At 50.0% G+C, this 23,598-nt stretch carries 16 protein-coding genes; 6 read left to right on the top strand and 10 right to left on the bottom strand.

Annotated elements, in window-relative coordinates; genetic code table 11:
• Positions 1-267 precede the first annotated feature (267 nt).
• Together EL633_RS05290 and EL633_RS05285 are read right to left on the bottom strand one after the other, a co-directional pair.
• Positions 268-1,887, bottom strand: coding sequence for an outer membrane protein assembly factor BamB family protein (locus EL633_RS05290; RefSeq protein ID WP_126626182.1), 1,620 nt, complete (start codon positions 1,885-1,887; stop codon positions 268-270).
• Entirely contained in the window at positions 1,884-2,438 is a 555-nt protein-coding gene (locus EL633_RS05285; protein WP_161981965.1) for an RNA polymerase sigma factor, read from the bottom strand. Before EL633_RS05285 ends, EL633_RS05290 begins: the two co-directional genes overlap by 4 nt.
• A gap of 548 nt (positions 2,439-2,986) precedes the next feature.
• On the opposite strand from EL633_RS05285, the gene gltB reads away from it, so the two are divergent.
• A complete protein-coding gene (gltB, locus tag EL633_RS05280) occupies positions 2,987-7,522 on the top strand; it encodes a glutamate synthase large subunit (protein ID WP_126626180.1) in 4,536 nt (1,511 codons plus the stop codon).
• Between the two features lie 205 nt (positions 7,523-7,727).
• On the opposite strand, the gene EL633_RS05275 is transcribed toward gltB, so the two are convergent.
• Positions 7,728-8,426: a DUF6062 family protein gene (locus tag EL633_RS05275; RefSeq protein WP_126626179.1), complete on the bottom strand. Its 699-nt coding sequence runs from the start codon at positions 8,424-8,426 to the stop codon at positions 7,728-7,730.
• A gap of 97 nt (positions 8,427-8,523) precedes the next feature.
• Here EL633_RS05275 and EL633_RS05270 point away from each other — a divergent pair, with 97 nt between their 5' ends.
• On the top strand, positions 8,524-9,411 hold the full coding sequence (locus EL633_RS05270; protein WP_126626178.1) for a J domain-containing protein: 888 nt from the start codon (positions 8,524-8,526) through the stop codon (positions 9,409-9,411).
• A 26-nt stretch (positions 9,412-9,437) separates the two neighbouring features.
• Entirely contained in the window at positions 9,438-10,367 is a 930-nt protein-coding gene (locus tag EL633_RS05265; protein WP_126626177.1) for a dihydrodipicolinate synthase family protein, read from the top strand.
• A gap of 122 nt (positions 10,368-10,489) precedes the next feature.
• On the opposite strand, the gene EL633_RS05260 is transcribed toward EL633_RS05265, so the two are convergent.
• Positions 10,490-11,545, bottom strand: coding sequence for a hypothetical protein (locus EL633_RS05260; RefSeq protein WP_126626176.1), 1,056 nt, complete (start codon positions 11,543-11,545; stop codon positions 10,490-10,492).
• A 271-nt stretch (positions 11,546-11,816) separates the two neighbouring features.
• On the opposite strand from EL633_RS05260, the gene EL633_RS05255 reads away from it, so the two are divergent.
• Together EL633_RS05255 and EL633_RS05250 are read left to right on the top strand one after the other, a co-directional pair.
• Entirely contained in the window at positions 11,817-13,964 is a 2,148-nt protein-coding gene (locus EL633_RS05255) for a sensor histidine kinase (protein ID WP_126626175.1), read from the top strand.
• 43 nt (positions 13,965-14,007) lie between these two features.
• A complete protein-coding gene (locus EL633_RS05250; RefSeq protein ID WP_161981964.1) occupies positions 14,008-14,490 on the top strand; it encodes a response regulator transcription factor in 483 nt (160 codons plus the stop codon).
• Between the two features lie 96 nt (positions 14,491-14,586).
• Here the strand turns inward: EL633_RS05250 and EL633_RS05245 are convergent, their stop codons facing one another.
• The 4 genes from EL633_RS05245 to EL633_RS05230 form a co-directional block, all read right to left on the bottom strand.
• Positions 14,587-15,846 (bottom strand): serine/threonine-protein kinase, encoded by a 1,260-nt coding sequence (locus EL633_RS05245; protein ID WP_126626173.1) that lies wholly within the window; start codon positions 15,844-15,846, stop codon positions 14,587-14,589.
• A 138-nt stretch (positions 15,847-15,984) separates the two neighbouring features.
• Positions 15,985-17,274: an FHA domain-containing protein gene (locus EL633_RS05240; RefSeq protein WP_126626172.1), complete on the bottom strand. Its 1,290-nt coding sequence runs from the start codon at positions 17,272-17,274 to the stop codon at positions 15,985-15,987.
• A 212-nt stretch (positions 17,275-17,486) separates the two neighbouring features.
• A complete protein-coding gene (locus EL633_RS05235; protein ID WP_161981963.1) occupies positions 17,487-18,695 on the bottom strand; it encodes a protein kinase domain-containing protein in 1,209 nt (402 codons plus the stop codon).
• A gap of 448 nt (positions 18,696-19,143) precedes the next feature.
• The gene (locus EL633_RS05230; RefSeq protein WP_126626170.1) at positions 19,144-20,991 is read right to left on the bottom strand and encodes a S9 family peptidase; all 1,848 of its coding nucleotides are present in this window, start codon (positions 20,989-20,991) and stop codon (positions 19,144-19,146) included.
• A gap of 96 nt (positions 20,992-21,087) precedes the next feature.
• On the opposite strand from EL633_RS05230, the gene EL633_RS37790 reads away from it, so the two are divergent.
• Positions 21,088-21,210: a hypothetical protein gene (locus tag EL633_RS37790; RefSeq protein ID WP_281275850.1), complete on the top strand. Its 123-nt coding sequence runs from the start codon at positions 21,088-21,090 to the stop codon at positions 21,208-21,210.
• A gap of 104 nt (positions 21,211-21,314) precedes the next feature.
• Here the strand turns inward: EL633_RS37790 and EL633_RS05225 are convergent, their stop codons facing one another.
• Together EL633_RS05225 and EL633_RS05220 are read right to left on the bottom strand one after the other, a co-directional pair.
• Positions 21,315-22,139 (bottom strand): DUF4352 domain-containing protein, encoded by an 825-nt coding sequence (locus tag EL633_RS05225; RefSeq protein ID WP_126626169.1) that lies wholly within the window; start codon positions 22,137-22,139, stop codon positions 21,315-21,317.
• A 334-nt stretch (positions 22,140-22,473) separates the two neighbouring features.
• Positions 22,474-23,595: a glycosyltransferase family 4 protein gene (locus EL633_RS05220; RefSeq protein WP_126626168.1), complete on the bottom strand. Its 1,122-nt coding sequence runs from the start codon at positions 23,593-23,595 to the stop codon at positions 22,474-22,476.
• Positions 23,596-23,598: the final 3 nt, after the last annotated feature.

The raw sequence follows: 23,598 nt of genomic DNA, 5'->3' as shown, positions 1-23,598 counted from the left end.
ATCCATTGGCCATCGTTGGCTCAACTAACCTCAGATACTGGCTTGATCGTATGCACCCACCCATAATTCTAGCACATATTCCCAATCCAGCCTTCTGGTCTATCCCTCACGTGCTAATCGCAGCCACCACTCGCCGCGGCATGGCTGGTACCCAATGCACCAGACGTTTACCCTGATTGCAATATATAAAAAAGGACTGAGGGCTATAGCGCCCCCAGTCTATCAAGCTATGCTATTTCTGATGACTATGGTGATAATAAAACTTGCTTAATGCACGATTGTTATAGTGTGCATGGCAGTAGCAAAATCCATATTTTTGCCAAACAATGTATTAAGTGAGATATTGACTTTACTATTACCTGAATGCACATCAATTCCGATGATGTTTGAGCTTGTCGCGAGAAAGATCGCATGATCTTCTGGTACAAAGTGAGCGGTGCTCCACGATTGCCACTGGGGGATTTTAAATGTGGTGATTTTATTATTTTGCTTTCCCGTTCTTGTATCAAGTGAGATGATACGTCCAGAAGCATCCTGCCCATAGTTTTGTAACTGTTCAATGTACATGGTATTGTCTACAATGATGGATGATCCACGAGTAGTCCAACCAGGAAAGCTCTTTTTCCAGGCAAAGGTGTTCGTGAGTGGATCCAGAGCATCTACCTCACCTTTGGTTGCATCGATAAAGTAAATCAGTTTCCCTTTATCGAGTATTGGTTCTGTGACATTACCACTGTTGATTACAGGTGATTTCCAGACAGGTGCTCCAGTCTGGATGTCGAGACCATACATATAGGATATTGGCGTGTATGGACGGCTTGTCCCCTGGTAAACAGTGCTTAGATCAGCTGGCACATAGAGAATTGATCCCTGGACAGAGACGTGTGCTATAACAGAGTGCGTATTAGAGAAACCTGGCCAGACCTGCTTTCCTTCACTAAGGATACGTTGCCAGAGTTGATGACCATCGCTGATGCGTATTGCCGTGAGTGTATTTTTAATTGGCTTTGTTTCACTGGGACTTGATGGTGTGTTTGGTTGTAATGTACATGTATATGTATACATCACACCGTTGATAATCCCTTCAATAGTGCCAATTGAGCCATAATTTTTTTTGATTGTGCCATTGGTATTGAAAGCTCGGACTTCCGTGAGAATTTGATCGTTGTTGTTAACCTTGTAACCCACATACACAACACCATCTACTATATAAGGTTGTTCTACCATAATGGTACTCAGGAGATTATTCCAACGTAATTTTCCTGTTTGCGCATCAACCGCATATATTTTTCCGGTCTTCTGCATAACAAAGTAAATTGTATTGCCACTGACCACAGGATTGCCGGTAATCACGTCTGTGTTTGGATCGGTACCGATTTGATAGCGCCATAGTACATGTTTTGTTTGCGGATCCAGTTTGACAAGTTGATTTTCAAAATTCACATAGATTGGTTTAGATTGCGTGTAAGTCGGTGTTATTGTCGCTGTAGGTAGTGAAGGCTGCCGTAGATGTAACGCAAACAGAAAGCTGGCGACCAGCAAGATGGCGGCGGTACTTGCCACGGCCAGCACTACGCGTCTATTGATGATGGGTCCACGTGGCGCATTTACTGCTATGTTCATGGGGTGATTCCTTTCACGGTGATCACGTTGAGTTGTCGAACGTTGCGCAGCGAGTAAATTCTTTTTTTGTGCTTCTATGGACATATGCAGGTGTAAGCGTTGATGAACACGTTCGAGTGCTGCATCTTCTTCGGCTTCCTCCTGGAAGAATTGCTGAAGATGAGTGTTCAGACGTGCCTCGGCCGGTTCTCCATTTGCCATCTGCGCGATATACTGATCGATGTTTTCGGGAGTCAACGACTCTCTTGCTTCATCTTGGCTCATGAACGTTTCCTCCCCTCATCATCTCGAGTATAGATCTCACGCAATAATTTGATCGTTCGTGCCAGAATCATACGTACAGCACCGTCGCTTTTATTCAGGCGTTTCGCAATCTCAGGAGAACTCATATTCTGTCCAAATTTGCAAAGCAGAATTTCTCTCTGCTGATCTGTTAGTGAGCTTAAATGTTGTTGTAGTACGCGATATTCTTCTTGTTGGATAGCTATATTGTGTGGTTGATATTCATCTTCAGCATAGAGATTGGTAATCACTAGATCCAGGGGCACCACGGGCCTTCTGGTGGCAGTGCGATGGTAGTCAAAGCATTTATTGTAGGCTACACGATAAAGCCATGCCTGCTGTTCATTATTATTTAATTTTGTAAATGTTTCGCTTTGTAGTGCAGCGATAAATACTTCAAGCATAATATCTTCTGCGTCTTCTAGTAAGTTAATCTGCCGCCGCACTAATCTTAAAATGTTCCTAGCATATTGGCGATATAATTCATCTATAAGTGCGGCATCAGTGACTTTTGACTGTGGCGACAACTTCAATGGGTGCACCCTCATCCTTTGTCAGCGATTTATCTTTTTGAGACCTCATTTACTCATCGTTATAGCGATTCTAACTGTCACACTTTTTTTATAGAGCGTGTAAATCCTCTGGTGGCGCGTACCTATGTGCAAACGTTACAAAGCCGCTATGTTGTTTTTCGTAACTCATACACTTGAACTGTGATCAGATAGGATATCTTCTGCACTTCATAGATAAGACTTGAAAAAGAGAGTCAAAAATATACTATCCTTGCGGGATCAGTATAGGCATTTTCTACATATACAAAGCTTGTTTGGATGCTTATTTGTATGCTATACTCTCACCACAAGTGGTAACGTTACATTTCTTTAAGAGCTATGACGCTCTTGTGTTCCAACGCTTTGACTGGCGTACTCCATAGTCTAAATTTCAAAAACGAAGTCCCTCTTGCGATTACCCGAAACTACAAATGATTTCGGCGGCCAACGACAGTTCGTCGAACTCTCCGGCTCCGGCGCAGGTGCCTCTTAGCATTGAGCAAGATAGTCATTAATTGGGAGAGCAATGCATGACGCACAAGCATGAAGCCATTCAATCTGCGTGTCAAATGTATCCGCTTTATGATAGCCGCATGGAACATGATGCCTGCGGTACAGGGTTTTTAGCGCACGTTTCAGGTGAGGCTAATCATTCCCTGGTTCAACAGGCCCTTGAAGCGTTAGCGCGCCTCACCCATCGCGGTGCTCAGGATGCAGACGCAGAAGTTTATGATGGCGCTGGCATACTTACACAGATTCCTAGAGCATTGCTTCTTGAGGAACTTGAGAAACAGCACATTACCGTCTCCAATCCTACTGACCTGGCCGTCGGTATGGTTTTTCTCCCCTCTCGTGGCAGTGACCGGACACAGCAGTGTCGCCAGATTATTGAACAGGTGCTTGATGAGGCTGGCCTGACAGTTTTAAGTTGGCGTACCCCCCCTATCAATTATGACATCCTTGGCGCCCGTGCCCGCGAAATCGCGCCAGAGATAGCGCAAGTGTTAATCTCGCGTCCGGCCCATGTTACTACTGAGGCTTATGGGAAAGCTTTGTACCATGCTCGTCGCGTAATCGAGCGCAAGCTTTCCGAGGCTCAGATAACCGATTGTTATGTTGTCTCACTGTCCCATACCATTGTTGTGCATAAAGGTCTGCTGGCACCGCACGATCTGGCGAATTTCTACCGTGATCTTGCCGATCCACGCTATACAAGCGCGCTGGCAGTATTCCATCAGCGCTATAGCACCAATACATTTCCAGCCTGGCCACTGGCACAACCAATGCGTTTGTTAGCCCATAACGGTGAAATTAACACGATCCAGGGTAACCGTAATTGGATGCAGGCACGTGAAGGATCAATGTCATCTCCTTATTGGAATGAGCAGATCTCGGACCTGCTGCCCGTTGTTCAGCCTGGCAATAGTGATTCAGCCCAATTGGATAATGCGCTGGAGTTCCTGGCGGCCTCTGGTCGTGGACTCTTACAAAGTATGCAGATGTTGGTCCCGCCCGCCTGGGAGCATGATGATGAATTGGATGCCGCCCAGCGTGCCTGGTGTGAGTATCATTCAGGCTTGATTGAGCCTTGGGATGGTCCTGCCGCGCTGGTCTTCACTGATGGTCGTACGGTTGGTGCCGCATTGGACCGCAATGGTCTACGTCCTGCACGTTACGTTCTGACGGCCCAGGGTCTGTTGATCGTGGCTTCGGAAGCTGGTGTTGTCTCGGTTGAGCCGCAAGATGTGGTTGAGAAAGGTCGCCTCGGACCTGGAGAAATGCTGGCCGTTGATTTAGAGCAACAGGTCTTTTTGCGCGATCATGAGATCAAGGAAGTATTGTCCCAACGTCAACCGTATCAGCAGTGGTTGGAAAGTCAGCGTTTGAGCCTCGCCCACTTGCCAGCTGCTAGCGTAGAAGAGTTCGCTGAAAATCCCGAAAACGTTGATGTATTCACCCGTCAACAGATCTTTGGGTATACACATGAGGATGTAGAGATGGTACTGCGCCCAATCCTGTCGGAGAATAAAGAGCCGACATGGAGTATGGGTGATGATGCGCCGCTGGCCGTACTATCAAATCAGCAACGCTCGTTTTCAGATTACTTCCGTCAGCGTTTTGCCCAGGTGACAAATCCTCCAATTGATCCATTGCGTGAGCGCGTGGTCATGTCGCTGGATAGCTATATTGGTCGTCGTGGCAGTTTGCTGACCGAGACTCCTGAGCATGCGCGTCTGATCCATCTGACCACCCCCATTTTAACGGAGGCCCAGTTACATACCCTGCTAACTCTGGATGATGAGCAGTTCCGCTCACGCAAATTATTAACAACCTTTGATATAACTGATGGTCAGGACGGTCTGGAGAAGGCCCTGGATCGATTGGAGCAGGAAGCGATCGCCGCCATTCAAGACGGAATTACATTGATTGTCTTGAGTGATAACGATGCATCCCTGAAGCGTCTCCCGATTCCAATGGTGATTGCTATCGGGGCGGTGCATCGCACACTGGTTGAGAAAGGTTTACGTTCTAGCGCTTCATTGATCTGTGAGACTGGTAAGGTCTGTGATGTCCATCAGATCGCCCTGGTGCTTGGCTATGGTGCCGAAGCAATTGTACCAACCCTGGCACTGGCAAGTGTACGCGCCCTGGCTGGTGAGCGCCGTCTGGAACATGTGACACGTGAACTGGCGGTTGAGCGCTACATTCATGTGATTGAAGATGGCCTGTGTAAAATCATGGCGCGTATGGGTATCTCAACCCTGCGCAATATCATCGGAGCAGGACAATTCGAGGTACTGGGTCTGGCCCCCGAGTTTGTGCAGCGCTGTTTCGTTGGTTCCACCTTCCATACTGGAAGGATTACGTACCGGCTGGTCGCTGAACAGTTAATCAAACAGGCTAAAGAGTTGGAGCAAGGGCAGGCGGCGCTGGATGCAACCAATCCAAAGAAGCGTAAACTGGCCGACCTTGGTCGCTATCGCTTCCGCCGTGATGCTGAATATCATGCCTTTAATCCCTTGATTGTGCGTGCCCTACAAAAGGCGGCCCAATCGGGTACGAAAGAGGATTATCAGCAGTTCACCTCACTGGTCTATCAGCGTCCCGCGACCGTGCTACGCGACTTGCTATCCTTTGCGCCATCTCAATCAATTCCACTGGATCAAGTAGAATCCATGGAGTCCATTCGTATGCGCTTCGTGATTTCAGCAATGTCTGTAGGTGCGTTAAGTCCTGAGACTCACCAGACGATTGCGGCGGCGATGAATAGCATTGGTGCCCGTAACAACACAGGTGAGGGTGGTGAAGATCCCGAGTGGTATCACAAGACCATCGAGGGCTATCCTGTGAGCAGTAAGATCAAGCAGGTGGCTTCGGCACGCTTTGGCGTTACGCCGGAGTATCTGGTACGAGCTGAAGAGCTTGAGATTAAGATGGCTCAGGGTTCTAAACCAGGTGAGGGCGGTCAGCTACCACCATTCAAGGTAACGCCGTTTATCGCCAAACTGCGCCATACGGCTCCCGGCGTACAATTGATCTCACCACCACCACACCATGACATTTATAGTATTGAGGATATTGCTCAGCTGATCTACGATCTACACCAGGTCAATCCGACTGCCCGCGTTGGCGTAAAGCTGGTTTCAGCAGCTGGTGTGGGAACGATTGCTGCCGGTGTGGCTAAAGGTCATGCTAATTATGTCTTGATCAGTGGCCATGATGGTGGCACCGGAGCCTCCCCGATCCAATCGATCAAGCATGTTGGTATGCCATGGGAACGTGGTCTGGCCGAGGCCCAGCAGGTGCTGGTCAAAAATGGCCTGCGCAAACGCGTCAAATTGCGTGTTGATGGTGGCTTCAAGACTGGTCGCGATGTGATTATTGGTGCCCTGCTGGGTGCCGAAGAATTTGGCTTTGGTACCTCTGCACTGGTCTCCCTCGGCTGTGATATGGCTCGTCAATGCCATCTCAACACCTGTCCAGCCGGTATCGCGACCCAGCGTGAAGATTTGCGTGCCAAATTTACCGGGCGCCCCCAGTTCCTGATCAACTACCTGACCCAGGTAGCTGAAGAGGTACGGGAATTACTGGCCCAGCTCGGTTATACACGGCTAGAAGATATCATTGGACGAGCGAATCTCCTGGAGTGTAGAGAGTCCTGTGATCTGGATGTTGCTCCTTTACTGACCTCGTTACCAGTGATCTCGGATCCTGCGGCCCAGACTACTGTGCCTCAGTCCAGGGTTGCCGAACAGTTGTTGGTAGATGCGGAGCCAGCGTTGCGGGGCGAGCAGAGTATTATTGCTCAGTATGAGATCAATAACTATGATCGCTCGATTGGTGCTGGTCTGGCCGGTGAGGTGGCGCGCCGTCATGGCAATGCGGGTCTGCCCGGTGTCAGTATCACCTGCAACTTCACTGGTTCGGCTGGACAAAGCTTTGGTGCCTTTAATGTGACTGGTATGCGGCTGATCCTGAGTGGCGATGCCAACGATTATGTTGGCAAGAGCATGGCTGGTGGACAGATTATTATCACACCACCAAGTGAATCGACCTTTGCTTCACAGGATAATATTATCCTTGGTAATACCTCGCTCTATGGTGCCACTGGTGGCTATCTCTTTGCTGCTGGACGCGCTGGCGAACGTTTCGCGGTCCGTAATAGTGGTGGCGTGGCGGTCGTTGAGGGCGTGGGCGATCATGCATGCGAGTATATGACTGGTGGTATGGTAGTTGTTCTGGGTGAGACCGGACAAAACTTTGGCGCTGGTATGTCTTCTGGTGTCGCTTACGTACTGGATCGCGAGGAGCAGTTTGTGCGCCGCTGTAACACCGAGATGGTTGGGTTGAGCCGCCTGTCTGATAATGGTGAGCTAGAGGCATTGCGTAGTATTGTTGAGCTTCATGCTCGTAAGACGCGCAGTAAATACTCTGAAGAGATTCTTGCTAACTGGGATCAAGTGGCTGGTAAGTTCTGGCGTGTGCAGCCGGAAGGGGCTTCTGTCTCGGCGCAAGATTTTGTTGAAGGTAATGATTATGCTGGGTTGTTGAGTATGTCTCACTAGTTCCAGTGAATTATGAAGAGGGGGAAAGCGAGGTTGCTTTTCCTCTTTTTTTGTAATGGCTCGCGCCTGCGGCGCTCGCTGGTTTTATAATGTTTGGTGGCCAATGGCGCTGATCGCGCCATTGGCCACCAAACATTATATAGGATAGGCGTGTTAGCGAAACACTGTAAAATGGGATGGGTGTGCTAAGGATAGACGCTTATTTCTATTGGTTCAGGATGTTTTCGCCGGTTACGAGGCCGGCGGCGCGTTGCCAGGATTTCATTTCGTTGCCTCGTTCTTCGCTTTTGAAGCGGTAGTCGTGTTTGCGGATCAGTTCTCCTAGTTGTTGGTCCAGGCGTTTTAAGCAGGTGAGTTGTGCCTGGCGTAGGCGTTGTTGCCAGCCACCGGGTACGTCGGCGGTACGTAGTTCGCTTGCCAGGCGAAAATGGTCGAGGCAGAGGCCGGTGGATGCTGAGAAAGCGGCTATAAATTCGTCATCCAGCAAGGCCTGGCGCAGGCTACGAATATGGCCTTCTTCGGCCTGCACTTTTTGTTTACAGGCGGGACAGGCAGGTTTCTGGCTGCTGTCACTTTTATTGTCAAAGAGGCGACGGAATAAGCCACCCGATGAAGATGTGCCTTGTGAGGAGCTTTGTTCCAGTTGCTCGATAGTATCCGAGAGGATGTCTCGATAAGCTTGAGCGATTGGCAATGTTGCTCCCATTTGGACCAGTTGCCAGGTGTGAATATAGCAGAAGCCCTGGGTATTGCGTAGTTCCTGGCGAATATCCACATCAGTGAAGAGCTCATATTTCCAGGAATCCAGATAGCGAAAGACACTCTCATGTACTAGATTGCAAAGGAGGCAGCCTTCCTGGTTGCAGGCGCTTAGTAAAGTTTGATATTCTCGTGTTTTTACCATATGTACAACCTTTTGATCTGTTATTCGTCTATGTACTAGAAGATACCTTGTTTTATAAAAAATTGCTAGCGGGCATGTTTCCAACGCTGATTGATAAATGAATACTTTTACTGATTACTATGAAGTGCTTGGGGTGGACTCAACTGCGTCACCAGGCACCATTAAGGCTGCGTTTAAAAAGCTGGCGCTTCAGTATCATCCCGATGTCTATAAGGGGGCTGACGCCAATGAACGTATGGCCCATATATTGCAGGCTTACCAGACGCTGAATGATGTTGAGTCACGCAGGCAGTATGATGCTCAGCGCTCTGAACATTTGCTGACAGGTCGTAATGGTTCGGCGTCTTCTACGCGTTCGTCTGCTGAAAATTTCTCAGGGATGCGCACAGCGGCGAGGAAGTCGGGGCAGAGCGAGGTTTCTCCGGGTGCGCGCCGGGATCGGCAGCGGCACTATGCATTTCCCACGCTACAGATGGGCAAGCCCGCGCTGGTGGATCTGGTGGATAGCGATTATAAACTCGCTCCACATGAGGTCCAGCAACTGGTAGAGGATGGCTTGTTGCGTGGCGTGGCGCCTGAGGCGAAGCAGCGCTATTTTTGCCATCGCTGTCATCATCATTGGCAGGATCAGGCGCTCCCACGTTTTTGTCCTAACTGCCATGCCACGGATTGGCCGGAATATCTTTTGTTGCGCTGCACCCATTGTACCGCCATCTTTGAGAGCGAGCAGATTCGCTATGAGATCGGCTCCTATTCCTACGGACAGGACAAGGCACCCAATCAGGGCGGGCTCTGTCCTCCCTATGAGCTCTTCCCTCTCTGTCCCTATTGTGGTATGGCTCATTGGTCGCCGGCTGAAGAGTCGCGTGTAAGCGAGCTACGCCAGAAGGCAGCTCAAAGGGAGCAGTTTATCCGCTTCCTCTGGATCGGGGTGCTGGCGGCTATCGTGGTCCTGATTGTGTTGTTGGCGTTGAATGGTCGTTAGGTGCGTAAGTGAGCAGGAGGATATCTATGGCGATGCAAGCAAAGCCTTTAGCGGGCGGTATCTATCCACCGGTTCCTACTTTTTTCGGACGGGATGAGCAGCTGGATCTCCAGACGTTTGAGCGGCATCTGCGCCGTCTGGCGACAAGTGGGATCGCGGGCTATGTGTTGATGGGTTCTAATGGTGAGGCGGTCCATTTAGAGGATCGAGAGCGGTCACAACTGTTGGCCGTCTGCCATGAAGTAGAAAGTGCCATGGGTGTTCATCTGCCGGTTGTCGCTGGCTGTGGCGCGCAATCTACGCGCCAGACTATCGCTTACTGTCGGCAGGCGGCCCAGTATGGCGCTGACTTCACGCTGATACTACCACCCTCATATTATCCACGCCGTATGAATGACGCGGCCCTCAGCAACCATTACCGAGCCGTCGCCGATGCCAGTCCTGTACCTGTGCTGATCTATAATATGCCCGCCAGCGCCGCCGGTATCAATCTCAGTGTTGAACTGATCTGTGAGCTGGCCGAGCATCCAAATATTGTTGGTGTTAAGGATAGTTCTGGTGATGTCAGTAAGTTGATGCAACTGGTGGCCCGAGCCACCCCGGGTTTCCGTATCTTCGCTGGCAGTGCCGATATGTTGCTTCCTGCGCTGGTCGCGGGCGCTATTGGAGCTGTGGCCGCTCTGGCCAATGTCTTTCCGCGTACAGTTTGTCGGGTACAAACCCTGTTTGAGCAAGAGAAAATCGAAGAGGCGCGTATCCTGCAGGCGCTTTTGATTCCTGCTAATAGTGCGGTTACCTCCAAATATGGTGTGGCGGGTCTAAAAGCTGCCCTGGAACATGTTGTTGGTTATGGTGGCCTGCCCCGCCTCCCATTGCAGCCCCTGACTCCACAAGAACAAAGTGCACTGCTAACCAGCCTCCCCCTGCTCATTGCTCAGGAAGAAGACAAGGCATAAAAATAAAAAAAGCAGCAGCAGCACTCGAGCACTAAAGTGCTCATACTTAAATAATATGGTCTGGTCAAATGATGCGCCTTGCGCATCATTTGACCAGACCATATTATTTGCATTTTTGTGTTTTAGGCGACCGTAAATGGAAGATGTTTGATGAGTACTCCATTGGTGCAGGCGTCTGAGCTGGCCCAGTAGACGTCGACAGAGCCTGAGCCGGTGGCGTTTGGTTTGTAGTAGAAATAAGCACTGGTCTGGGCGGGATAGGTGCCTCCAGGGGAAGCTGAGTTAACGTAAGGGAATTTTTGCTGGTTGATTGACCAGTTAAGGCAGACCGCTCCATTATATGCGGCCTGGTGAATGGTCATGGTGACGTAGATAGATTGACCGAGGTGAAATTGATTGGTAAGTTGTAATGGTTGACCCGTACGGGTATCTACAGAACTAGCCAGATTGGTCTGGTCGATATATTGGTTGGCTGAAGCGACCGTTGCTGTTGCTGCAACGGTCGGGGTCGCTGTGGCCGCTGCTGTGGTTGGCGCGGGCTGTTGGGCCTGGGCTTTTTCAGTGGCGGTTGGCGCAGGCTCGGGCGTGGTCTGAGTGAGTACAGGTGCAGGTGGTGTCGTGGCCAGCGGCGCTACTGGTAGACTCTGTGCCATGATAAATACAAAGATCATAATCAGGACACCGCTCATGAAGCAGAGTCCGGCAATAGTGAAACCCAATCTGGTATGTGGTTTGCGCTTAGGTGTAGCAGGCCGGGGTTGTACAGGTGTAATCGGCCGGGGCTGTACAAAGGAGGGAGCACCATTGCTAGGAGTTGGAACGGGTCGTGATGGTGTTGGCGATGGTGTTGATGGCATATACATCTGATTCTGGTTAGCCACGGGCGGAAAGCTGGCAGCATAAGGCTGATAAGGATTGTTCCCCTGTTGCGCAGGTGAAAATTGTCCAGGTTGTGCTGGAAATGCTCCTTGTTCAGACTGTGGTACCTGTGGCGTAGCCGCTGGCGCAAGTGTTCCCCAGGGGGCATACTGGTTATTCGCGCTATTTTCCTGGGTCGGTGACTGCGTGTTCTGGGACATAGACGATGCGCGCCCGCCTGCATTGCCACTTGGTGCGCCACACCGTGGACAACTGGTACGCGCTGGAGAGAGCGGCATGCCGCATTGTGAGCATTTCATCTTCTAGCAAACCTCTTTATCAAACAATTTATCCTGCCTGCAAACATCATTTATATGACGAAGAAGGAAGCGGTGTAGTAAAAAAAAGCCGATGGATAGGACATTCGTCATGGTTACAAGCTATCTAAGCAGATTTTTGGTGTCGGTGGACGTATACTCTTCTCTTGACACTGTCTCATAGCCCAACTAAAATATGTTAGATGGACAAAGTACGATGGATAGTAGGGTATGCCGTATTTTAGCGTGGAACGAAGCAGATTAGGAAAAAAACGTGATATTAGGCGAAGACGTAGAGCAAGTGTTACATACCCATCTCTCACGCCTGCAGGCTCGCTTGCAGCGAGCCTCTGGCGATAGCCAGGGTCCAGAGGAGGGGAGTGATGCCTGGCTTCTTCTTAATGCTCTGATTGGAAATGAAGGTGTCACCAATGAAAATCTGGCTGCCCGCTTCGAGCAGTCTGGTCGCTGGCTGGCAGAACAGGGTGGGAAGTTAGATGGGCGTTTAAACGGTTTACAGCTGTATATCGATGCTCTCTTGAGCGAACTGAAAGAGATATTGCAGGAGCAGCCGATTATGCTGGCCGAGGCAACTGCCCGCCTGTCGCAACTGCAATCTATCAGTGTGATGTCGCTGGCCCGTGGCTATCAGAGCGTAACCGATCAATACAAAGTCGAGAGTGTCCACACGACACAGCAATTAGAACAGCGTCTGACTGCGCTTCAGCGTATCAATGGTGTCAGTAATTCTGTGATGGATCTGGATCAGACCCTGGAAATTACGGCCCAGGAAGTTGCGGCTGAATTACACGTTGAGCTTTGTTCCATCTTTTTCTACGATGAATTGCAGCGTGTCCTGACGTTGCGCGCCACCAATGGTCCTCGCCCTCTAGGTGGTATGCACTATACCTTACGCCTGGGAGAGGGCTATAGCGGTTGGGTCGCCGATAAAGGACGTCCCTTGTTCGCGTCAGATGCACTGACGGATATGAACTTTGCTACCGAGGCACGCGCCTACCATACCGATTTTCATGGTTTGATGGCCTTACCAATCATCTTTTTCGGCGGTACGGAACGCTTGATCGGCGTGATCAGTGTCCAGTCAATTGAGCCACGCGAATTTACGCGTGAAGAGATAAGTTTTGTCGAGGTTGTGGCAGGCATTGTCGCCATCAATATTGAGAATGGCCGGCTGTATGAACAGACCGATGAGCAGCTGCGCCGCAAAGTACACGAATTAGCGACCATCCATCGTGTCTCATCGATCATTGCCTCCACCTTAAACCTGGATGAAGTCCTGCAGATCATTACCACGCAGGCCGTTCATCTCTCAGGGGCTGAGCGTTCCTGTATCTTTGAACTGGACGAGGATCGCCAGAAGCTGCATGTACTGGCTCATTATGGATTGAATACGAACCTGGCCTCTAGCATCCAGATTGGCGTAGGTCAGTGTTGTGCAGGACGTTCCGTGCAAACAGGCCGACCAAGTATGGCTGTAGACTGTTTCCAGGCCGATGAGACGTGTTTTATTCATAGTGATCCCTTTGTCTCATCCGAAATACACTCGGTCCTCTGTGTTCCCCTGAAGGTCAAACAGAAGGTATTGGGATGTATCTGTATCTATAGCAATCATCGACACCTGTTGAGTCCCGAGCAGATGCAACTGGTGATTACCTTTGCCAATGAAGCTGCGATTGCCATTGAAAATGCCCGTTTGTATGAAGAGGCACGGAGAGGACTGGAGTTGAAGTCGGTCTTGCTGCGTGAGTTGCATCATCGGGTTAAAAACAATCTGGCTACAGTTGCTGGCATTCTTTCCTTGCAGCGCCGCCGTACGAAATCGCCTGAGATCCGAGCCACGCTGGCTGAGAGCGTTAACCGAGTACAGGGTCTGGCCTCAACCCACGATCTGCTGGCTCATGAAGATGTCAGCGAGGCCCGTGTCGATGAGATCGCCCGTAAGATTGTAGGCGTCGCGCACTCCAACCTGTGTCCACCAGAGAAACGCATTACCTTCCAGGTGGAGCCGAGTCCGATCGTGATTCCATCACGGGCCGTTACTGTGCTGGCCCTGGTCGTTAATGAGATGATCTCTAATTCAATCAAACACGGCATGGCCACGAAGACTGAAGGTTCAATTATCATTCGAGGTATGGAAGAGGATGGTATGGTGATCGTGCAGGTCTTAGACGATGGTGTGGGACCCACCTTTGAACTGTCACTTGATGAGAACGCTGAAGGAAGTTCAGAGGGCCTGGGGCTTTCACTCATCAAACATCTGATCGCGGATCTCGATGGCAAGTTCTCCTTGCGCCGTGGTCTGGTAACACTCTCAAATCGCAATGCGCAAGATAATAATGAGCCCGTTGAGCGCACGATCTCTGAAGTGCGTTTTCCTCTGGTCAGGCGCAGCCGTAAATAGTAGATAATGTGATATGCTGGTGGATAGTAGAGGTTTAAGAAATATGTATGAAGCAACTGGACAGAGAAGGATACTTGTTGTTGAGGATGAGATGTCTATCCGGCAGGTGCTTTGTTTCTTTTTGAAGCATCAGGGCTTTGAAGTTATGGCAGCTTCCAATGGTCTGGACGCGATACGCATCATTCCAGATTTCCAACCACACCTGATTGTCCTGGACCTGATCATGCAACCTGGTTCTGGCTGGGACGTTCTGCACTGGTTGCGTGCAAATCGGTTACTTCCACATATTCCAGTACTGGTGATGAGTGCTCTGGTCCAGTTGCAGGAGCAGATGCATGGTTTTGAAGAAGGGGCCCTTGAATATCTGACCAAGCCGACTCAACCCAGCGTTATCGTTGAGCGCGTACGTGCACTGCTCGCCTTAAGTACAGAGCAGCGAACTATGTTGCAACATAAGCGTATGGATGAGCAAAGGAAAACATTGAAAAGGTTGTCATCATTCGAGATTGATGAATTTGCCTACTAATTAACAACGAAAGTGTTTTAGAGAAGAAAAAGGAGTATGATTTTCATTATGCTCCTTTTTCTTCTCTAAAAACATAGGGGACATTTACCTGTGGCGCTACATAGCCAGTGGCTGTCCACAATGAGTGCAAAAACGATTACCAATGGGATTGCGTTCTCCGCAGACTGTACATTGATTGAGGAGGTAGCCGCAGCGTGTGCAGTAGCGCATCTGAGGTTTGTTGAGATGCTGGCAGTTAAAGCAAGCAAACAGAACGTTCTGTTGGCGGTTATCCATCACTGTGGGTGTTTGTGGTATCGGTGGCTGGCCCATAGGCTGCTGGGACTGTGGTTGGCCCATAGGCGGCTGAACCATGGGCTGTTGCAGCACAGGTGGTTGGGATTGTGGCTGAAGCATAGGTGCTTGTGGCTGCGGCTGCATATGTTGAGGCATGAAGCCTGGTGCCGGTCCAGCGGCCATGGGCGATTGGTTGAAATAGCCGCCGATAGCTGATTGAGCTGGATTATTGATCATTTGCAATGCCTGATTTAATGCTTCCGCCATATCCCTGGCTGTCTGGTAACGTTGAGCAGGATTTTTGGCCAGCGCGGTTAAAATTATTTGCTCAATGGGTGGAGGTATGTGTGGATTAATCGCCCTTGGATAGGGCGGCTGTTCATAGATATGGCTATGGGCCAGCGCCGGATAGTTATCTGCCATGAATGGTGTACGCCCGGTCTCCGCTTCAAAGAGCATCGTGCCCAGGGCATAAATATCAGCACGTCCATCTACAGGACCACCCTGGCATTGCTCTGGCGACATATATTCAGGCGTACCGACCCCGGCCCCGGGACGCGTAAGATTGGTCTGGGTACTGGCCAGCACCTTGGCGATCCCAAAATCAGAAAGGATGGGACGGCCAGAACGATCCATCAGCACGTTAACCGGCTTGATATCCCGGTGAATGACTCCCTGTGCATGAGCATAGGTCAGGGCATCAGCCAGCTGGATAAAGATAGAGACCAGCTCAGCCGTGTCCATAGCCCGTTTCTCATATAAAGATCTATCAAAGCGTTGTTTTAATGTTCCACCATCTACAAGTTGCATCACAATATACAGATGACCATTTTGTTCGCTTGCATCATGTACGGTCACAATATTTGGATGGTTGAGCGAGGCGACTAATCTGGCCTCCAGATTGAAGCGCTCAACGAAACTACGGTCAGCGGCATACCAGGGTGGTAACACCTTCACGGCAACATCACGTCCCAGATTTTCCTGGTGTGCCTTATACACCCGTGCCATTCCTCCCTGTCCAAGTGTCCCCAGGATTCGGTAATTGCCGAGCGTTGTTCCAATCAGATCGTCTTGCTGCATTATGTCATAGGGCCACACTGGCCGTAACTGCTCGTTCGTTGTGCTGGCAGTACAACTGTGTGGCCCCTTTCCCTCTCTAAATGGCGCTGTTCTATGAGCGTAGTATAGACATTGGAATATTAAGCGTAGGAACGCCGCTTACTTTTTAGCAAACACGAGGACGGTTTGCCCAAGTTGGATGCGGTCTCCTTCTTGTAACGGATAGGTCTGGAATTTATTAACAAGCTGACCATTGACTTTTGTGCCGTTAGCGCTGCCTTCGTCTTTTAATGCATAACTTCCATTACCCATATTGACGAGTGAGGCATGCAGCCGTGACACTGCCAGATCTTCCAGGAAGATGTCGCTCTCGCGGCTTCGCCCCATGCTTAACGACTCTTTGCGAATCTCATAGATGCGACCAGGCTCTTTTCCTTCTTCAACGCGAACATAACCGATTGCGCCGCCCACCTGTGGAGCAGCCCCCATCTGTGGTCCTTGTGAACGCAACATGGTTTTGTCGCTATCCGCATTGCCGCCATACATGGCATTTGGATCCTGTCCGAAGCCGCCCTGATTTGACTGCCAGGAAGGAGCCGAACTAGGGTTAGCAAATGGAGATGAAGGAGTCGCATTAGGATTAGCAAATGGAGCCGAGGGTGGTTTAGGTGCTGCGCCCCAGGCTTCAGGTTGCTGTTGTTGATTCCAGGCAGCTGGTGCCTGTGGCTGTTGTGGTTGCGCTGAACCTGCAGGCGCTCCCCACTGCTGGCCTGAACCCGAGCGGGGCTGATTCCAGTTATCCTGTGTCTGTGGCGCTGGTGCTGCAGCTGATGCGGGATCCCATGGAGATGCTGGATTGCCCTGACCGCCCCAGGATGGCTGTGAAGGATTCGGCGCGCCCCATGGTTGCTGGTTAGCAGGCTGTGCTGGTTGAGCAGGATTATTGCCCCATGGATTGACCGTCTGCTCTGCCGGAGCAGGATTATTGCCCCATGGATTAGCCACCTGATCTGGTTGAGCAGGATTATTGCCCCATGGATTAGCAGGCTGTGCTGGTTGAGCAGGATTATTGCCCCAGGATGGTTGTGAAGGATTTGGCGCACCCCATGGATTCGCCCCCTGCTGTTGTTGTGGCTGTTGCTGAGGAGCTCCAGGTGCTCCCCAACTATTCTGGGCCTGGCCTGGTTGTTGCTGCTGATTCCAGTTACCGGCCGAACTTGGTGGATTCCATGCCCCTGCCGCACCCGGCTGAGACTGACGCTGCCAATCACTTGTTCCACTGACACCGCCTGGCGATTTAGCTGGCTTTTTCTTGTTACTGCGCAGAACGAAAACGGCACCAAGGATCACGAGAATAGCAATAGCGAGAATCGCTACAACTATAACTGGCGTTGAGATAAGGCCGTTCAATCCTGCGAATGCGAAGGTCATCAAATATGGCTCTCTCATAACAGTTCACCCCTCTAAGCGTAGGGGCGGCAATATACCTCATGTGATGAGATCTGGCTAACCAATGGCCGGATTCCAACTGAGGGTTTTGCCACCCGATCTGGATCAGGCACCCCTTCTGGGCACCCCTACAACTGCGGCTCAGTGCTATTCACACCACAGCGAGCGCAATGTTGCGTATTATTACTATAGTATCCGAAATTGGCCTCGAATTAACGCAATTCGAAACGTACCTCGACGCTACCAAAGCGTAGAATGTCACCGTCTTTAAGGGTACGTTCCTCGTGTGGTGTCAAGGTCACGCCATTTAAGCGAGTTTTATTTAGAGCGTTCAAGTCTTCAACTGTATAGGCCCCTTGCTGATTGCGCAAGTAGGCATGTCGTCTTCCCACCGTCTTGTCCGCCAGATTAATCTCGGGATAGATACCCAGGGTTGGATCTTGTCGACCAACTACCATTTTATCTCCATGTAAGGGAATAGTGTGTCCACTGGCAATAACCACGACACGTCCTTCCTTACTTGGGGGTGGTAGAGGTGGGGGTTTGGGCCCCTCTATTGATTTGTCCGGTGGATGTGAGGCCGTTGGTAATAGCTGAATAAGTTGTTCTAGCGCCGCAATGAAATCCTGTGGGGTTGCAAAGCGGTTGGCCGGCGATTTTGCCAGCGCCTTCTGCATGAAGGTATCCATTTCTGGAGGCAAATCAGGACGTAAGCGCAGAATCGACGGGACTTTCTCATTCAGATGTTTGATGACGATATCGACGGCCGTCTCACCCTCATAGGGAGGTTGGCCGGCCAACATCTCAAACAACACTGTGGCCACAGAATACAGGTCCGAACGGGTATCTGCTAAACGCCCATTTTCGGCCTGTTCAGGCGAAATATAATAGGCGGTGCCCATAAATACATTTGTGTGCGTCAGTGTAACAGTGTCTTGCGCACGGGCGAGGCCAAAGTCGGTAATCTTTACATTGTCCTTACTATTTATCAAGATATTTTGTGGTTTTATATCCCTATGCACTACTCCTTGCTTATATGCTGAATCTAATCCTTCCGCTATTTGTCGTGCATAGTTAATGGCACGCAATGGATCCATTGGGCCTTGATTGATCATATAGTACTTAAGGTTTTGTCCATCAATATAATCCATCACAATATAGTGCATGTTGTTATCATTTCCATAGTCAAAGATGCGCACAATATGTGAATCGCTCAGATTCAAAAGGATGTGTGCCTCTCGTTGGAAACGAGCTAGCAGTTCGCCATCACCGGATAACTCAAGGTGCATGACCTTAAGCGCGTAGATCCGGTTGTCTCCAAGGTCGCGAACAATATAGACGGTGGCAAAGCTTCCTCGGCCACGTTCATCAATAAGTTTATAGCGACCTTTGATGACACGACCTATCATGTCACCATTCATGGGCGTGAACTCCTCTAATAGTAGGCTACTGTTTGCGGCTACATTATACACCATCCATTCGCTTGTGTCATGATGTCCCTGGTTGCTGCTGGTCTTGATTCACTCTGGATTGTTGGTTGGCCGCGTTTCCCTGTTTTGAAGGACCAGATATAATTCCTTCTATAATGAGAACGGTAAGACCTGGTGACTATTTACAGCAGTGGGTATGGTGTACTATTAGTGGCCTGTAATCCATCAATGTCAGGAGTACAGGACTATGATATCCGCTCAATGCTCAGTTGCCTGACAGAACTGATTAAATATTCCTTGCTCTTTTCCCTGCTGAGGAAAAGATGAACTTCCTGAATGAGTAACGTTCACGACTCCCTTTTTTACAGTTAGAGATATGGAGAACCCATATCTCTAACGAAGTGGTTGTGATCGCGGTGACACTACAAGTGTGCCTATGTCAGTCTTCGTAACGTCCATTCAGGTAGCGGGCCAAGAACTTCTCGGCGGCGGCATAGAATTTGAGGCGATTCTCCGGTTTAGCAAAACCATGGCCCTCATCCAGGAAGAGCATGTACTCATGCTGGATACCTTTACTTTTCATTGCTGCGACGATCTGTTCTGCTTCAGCCTGTTTGACCCGTGGATCGTTCGCGCCCTGGGCTATGAGCAGTGGAATCTTGATGTTATCCACGGCGAATAGTGGCGAGCGGGATTTCAAGAATTCTTCCTCTGTATCAGCGTTACCGACGCGTTTCTGGAAAGTTGCCAGCGCGGTTGACCAGTAAGGAGGAATGGTACGGATCAGAGTGATGAGATTGCTGGGTCCGACGATATCTACGGCGCAACAGAAGAGATCCGGTGTAAAGGTTGCGCCCACCAGCGCGGCATAGCCACCATAGGATCCACCATAGATGGCGACTTTCTTTGGATCTGCGATGCCCTGTTTGACCGCCCACTCGACGCCGTCAACCAGATCATAATGCATGTTGCGGCCCCATTCTCTATCGCCAGCATTAAGATGTTCTTTCCCATATCCGGTTGAACCACGATAATTGATCTGTAGACAGGCATAGCCGCGATTGGCGAACCATTGTGCTTCAGCATCCAGCCCCCAGCTATCACGGGCCCAGGGACCGCCGTGGACGTTAACCACCAATGGTAGATTTGTCTGTATTTCGCCGACGGGTAGCGTCAAGTAGGCATGGATTGTCAGCCCATCGCGCGCGCTATAGCTAACTGGCTGCATCTGTGCCAGGGTATAATTGCTCAGAGCTGGCATATTCACAAACAGAAATTCCGCGCTCTGCTCCTTGCGATGATAGACATAGTAAGGGACCGGACCATTATCGGCGATAAAAGCCACGACCCAGTTTTCATCAGCGTTATCGCGACTGACAATCGAGAAATCTCCTTGATGGATCTCACGAATACGGTCAAAGTCCAGCTGGATCGATGGATCCAGAATCTGCCACTCCACCCGATCCTTGTTAAATGCGACCGCCTGGATCTCATAGGTATCGGGATTCGCCATGATTTCGCCAACATCATACTGTGGATCTTCGGCGATAATGCTCTGCTCGTTGGTGGTCAGATTTAACGCTACCAGTCGACCAGCGTTGGCTTCACGCGAGTCTTGTAGATAGATAGATTGTCCATCAGGAGTAAAGGAAAGTCCCCCACTGGTCAGTGCGTCGTCGGAATCCCAGCCAAGCACATGACGCCACTCACTCTCAGGATTTTCACGCGCCAGGAGATCCATACCACCATCTGGTCGGGCCGCCATCGCGCCGCGTACCTGAAATTTTGTGTCTACAATCCAGCCTGCGATATTGCCAGGATTCTCTGCCACGCGTGTCAATTCTCCGCTGGTCAGATTAAGGTTATAGACATCATGGACCTGTGGGTTCTCTTTATTCATGGCGATCAAGAGCTCATTAGGAAAATGCTTATCCTGATCGATAATCTGCACCTGTACATCTTCAAACGGTGTCAGGTCGCGTGTCTCCTGTGTTTCCAGATTGGTGGCATAGAGGCGCCAGTTTTCGTTGCCGCCCACATCCTGTATGTACATAATATGTTTATTATCAAAAGCCCAGAAATAGTAGCGAATGCCGCGCTCTGTATCCTTTGTTACTGGATGTGCATCATCACTGCCAATCGTTTCCACCCAGACATTTAATACATCATGGACGGGTGCCAGATATGCCAGACGTGTGCCATCTGGCGCTAGACGTGGACTGGCCTTTACTGGATTGCCAAATAAGATCTGACGTGGAATGAGTTCCGTATGTGGTGAAACTGTCATGAATCCTCCTCTTTTCTTCCCGGCACGTCGCTCGTAAGTGTGCCCATAAAACTATTGTACGTTCTTTTTAGTTTTACGTATCATTGAAGAGGAAAGTTGAGCGATGGTCTGGTCGATGCCTGTGGCATCAACCAGTATATGGTGTTGCAGAACGTTGTCGGCCGTGCCGACAACGTTCTGCAACACCATATACACGTGAAGCCGAGCAAGGATATGTAAGCTTTGTGAAGCCGGACAACGGCCTAAGAACAATTTAAGCTCTGTGGGTAAGAGCAAGCATATGTAAGCTCAAAATGGCTTTGAATAGTTGCTAATATGTGTTGTTAGACTGTAAGATCCCAGTTGGCTTGATCGGTGCCGGTGATATCTGGAGTAAATTGTAGGGTGAAATCGTGTTTGGAGGCTGGTACTTCATAGACAAGAAAGCCTGCCAGTGGTGAGTTCGCCGCTACCTGCCCATCCGGGGTGGTACCGGCGTCGGGATAGATGGTTTCGGTATAGTTTAGTCCGTCTTTATCGTGTAGCTTAAAAAAGAGAATACTACTCATATTCTGGGTCTCTGCTGAGGTGTTTTTCAGGCTGACATGGACGATCACATATACATTGCCACTCTTAGGTTTAATAATCTCGCTACCCGTCGATGTTTTAACATCCACCACTTTCGCCGTCCACTTATCATTGACTTTGACTTCATCCCCAACCTTGCTATTTCCCGAAGCAGTAGTGGCAGGTTTATCAGTAGACTTTGTCGTCGGATCTGTTTTAGCGGAAGAAGTTGTCGTGGCTGGTAGATCTGTAGTTGTGGCGGTAGGTGTTTTGGTAGCATTTACCATGGCGGCAATAACGCCAATAACAACACACAAAACCAGTACCCCCACAACAATTCCCACGACCATCCCCACCTTTGACTTTTTCTTTGGCTCAGGCGTCATGGGTGCGAAAGGTGGCTGACCATAGGGTGGTTGCCCATAGGGCTGCTGTGGTCCATCTGGTCTTTGCTGATAGGGTTGCTGCTGTGGATTGTATGGGTAAGGTTGAGGAGGCTGTCCTGGCTGGTTATATTGAGTGGGCTGCTGAAATGGTTGCTGTGGCTGTCCTGGTTGATTGTATTGATTCGGATCGTTAGGATAGTTTGGATTGCTCTGCATGGCTAAAATTCTCCTCGATACATTCACATACATATACTTCTTAATGATATTGAATGCAGTCTACTATGAAATTAACGCCAGAGCAAGCAATTTTTAGGAATATGAATATATTGTAATTATAGGTACAAATATTGTGTAATAAATACCGTAGCGGCAGGTCTTGTACCTGCGCCCTGTACACGTAAGTGACGTCCCTCAACCCGCGGTCATGTAATGTCGAACATAGCCAGGTGCGTACTATTTATGCATGGTAGTACGTGTACAGGTTGCAGGTGCAAGACCTGCCGTTACGAGAGTATCGTACGTGTACAGGTTGCAGGTGCAAGGCCTGCCGCTACGAGAGCGGGGAGTGTATGGCCAGGTAGGCTTCGTAGGTTTGGCGGGCTATTTGTTCCTGGGTATAGTTTTCCAGGACGCGTTGACGGCCACGTTGTGCCAGTATGGCATAGAGTTCTGGATTATCCAGGAGTTCCTGTACACAGGTGCTAAGTTCGCGGGCATCACCTTCCTGGAAGACCAGTCCTGCGTCGCCAATGACATGCGGGATCTCGCCACTGCTGGAGCCGATTACCGGGGTTTCACAGGACATAGATTCGGCCAGCACACGGCCAAATTGTTCGATCCAGTTGGGGCGTGAGAGTGAGGGGAGCACAAATACATCCAGCTTCTCCATCTCGCGTGGCACTTGATTGGTAGGGACTCCAGCTTTAAATGTGACGCGTTGACTGACCCCTAACCGTGTGGCCAGTTCTTCTAATGGACCTTTCATTGGTCCGTTGCCTATAAAGACGACCTGACAGTATTCAGGTAGATAGGTCAGGGCCTCAACCATCAGGGTCAAGCCTTTTTCTTCTTTGAGGCGTCCAATAAAGCCCAGGGTAAAAGGGGCATGCGCTGCGCGGACGGGACGTGGTGCGCTCCGTTTGTAGATGTCGGTATCAAAACCAAACTGTGGGATGATGCGTATAGGTCCCTGATAGCCCTTCCGCTTTAATACATCCGAGGCATCCTGGTTGCCGGCGATGGCCATGGCGGCATGTTTGTAATTATAGAGCTCAATCTGGCGAAATGGTGGCGGATAGGAGCGATACAGATTTTGCCAGGTAAAAAATAAAGCCTGCGCCTTTTGTTTTCTGGCCAGATACATGGCTTGTAAGGTTGCCAGATTGTATGGTTCCTCATCGATATGTACGATATCTGGCTGCACCTCGCGCATAATCTGGCCGAGTTTAGGATAGTAATGCCAGTGGAACTTGCCATTAAAAGCCATTGGCGTCACAATTATGCGATAACCATTGGTGTAGAGCCGCTCCAGTATCTGCTTACTACCATCATCGCTCTGCCAGTAAGGAGGCGTCACCAGGGTCAATTCGACCTGCGGACATTTTGCAATCTCTTCTAGTTTTCGTTGAGATGTACCACCAACCAGGGCCTTGGAAAGCATCAAAATTCGCATGGT

The sequence above is a fragment of the Dictyobacter alpinus genome, assembly GCF_003967575.1.
In the GTDB taxonomy this organism is placed as follows: domain Bacteria; phylum Chloroflexota; class Ktedonobacteria; order Ktedonobacterales; family Ktedonobacteraceae; genus Dictyobacter; species Dictyobacter alpinus.
The sequence above is the reverse complement of the archived record's forward strand: the minus strand, read 5'-3'. Positions and strand labels throughout refer to the sequence as shown.

Bases quoted from the DNA above. Each gene is read 5' to 3' on its own strand.
- EL633_RS05250 (WP_161981964.1), top strand. From the start codon at position 14,008: ATGTATGAAGCAACTGGACAGAGAAGGATACTTGTTGTTGAGGATGAG.
- EL633_RS05270 (WP_126626178.1), top strand. From the start codon at position 8,524: ATGAATACTTTTACTGATTACTATGAAGTGCTTGGGGTGGACTCAACT.
- EL633_RS05260 (WP_126626176.1), bottom strand. From the start codon at position 11,545: ATGAAATGCTCACAATGCGGCATGCCGCTCTCTCCAGCGCGTACCAGT.
- EL633_RS05235 (WP_161981963.1), bottom strand. From the start codon at position 18,695: ATGAATGGTGACATGATAGGTCGTGTCATCAAAGGTCGCTATAAACTT.
- EL633_RS05290 (WP_126626182.1), bottom strand. From the start codon at position 1,887: ATGAGCCAAGATGAAGCAAGAGAGTCGTTGACTCCCGAAAACATCGAT.
- EL633_RS05245 (WP_126626173.1), bottom strand. From the start codon at position 15,846: ATGCAGCAAGACGATCTGATTGGAACAACGCTCGGCAATTACCGAATC.
- EL633_RS05225 (WP_126626169.1), bottom strand. From the start codon at position 22,139: ATGCAGAGCAATCCAAACTATCCTAACGATCCGAATCAATACAATCAA.
- EL633_RS05220 (WP_126626168.1), bottom strand. From the start codon at position 23,595: ATGCGAATTTTGATGCTTTCCAAGGCCCTGGTTGGTGGTACATCTCAA.
- EL633_RS05230 (WP_126626170.1), bottom strand. From the start codon at position 20,991: ATGACAGTTTCACCACATACGGAACTCATTCCACGTCAGATCTTATTT.
- EL633_RS05240 (WP_126626172.1), bottom strand. From the start codon at position 17,274: ATGAGAGAGCCATATTTGATGACCTTCGCATTCGCAGGATTGAACGGC.
- EL633_RS05265 (WP_126626177.1), top strand. From the start codon at position 9,438: ATGGCGATGCAAGCAAAGCCTTTAGCGGGCGGTATCTATCCACCGGTT.
- EL633_RS05275 (WP_126626179.1), bottom strand. From the start codon at position 8,426: ATGGTAAAAACACGAGAATATCAAACTTTACTAAGCGCCTGCAACCAG.
- gltB (WP_126626180.1), top strand. From the start codon at position 2,987: ATGACGCACAAGCATGAAGCCATTCAATCTGCGTGTCAAATGTATCCG.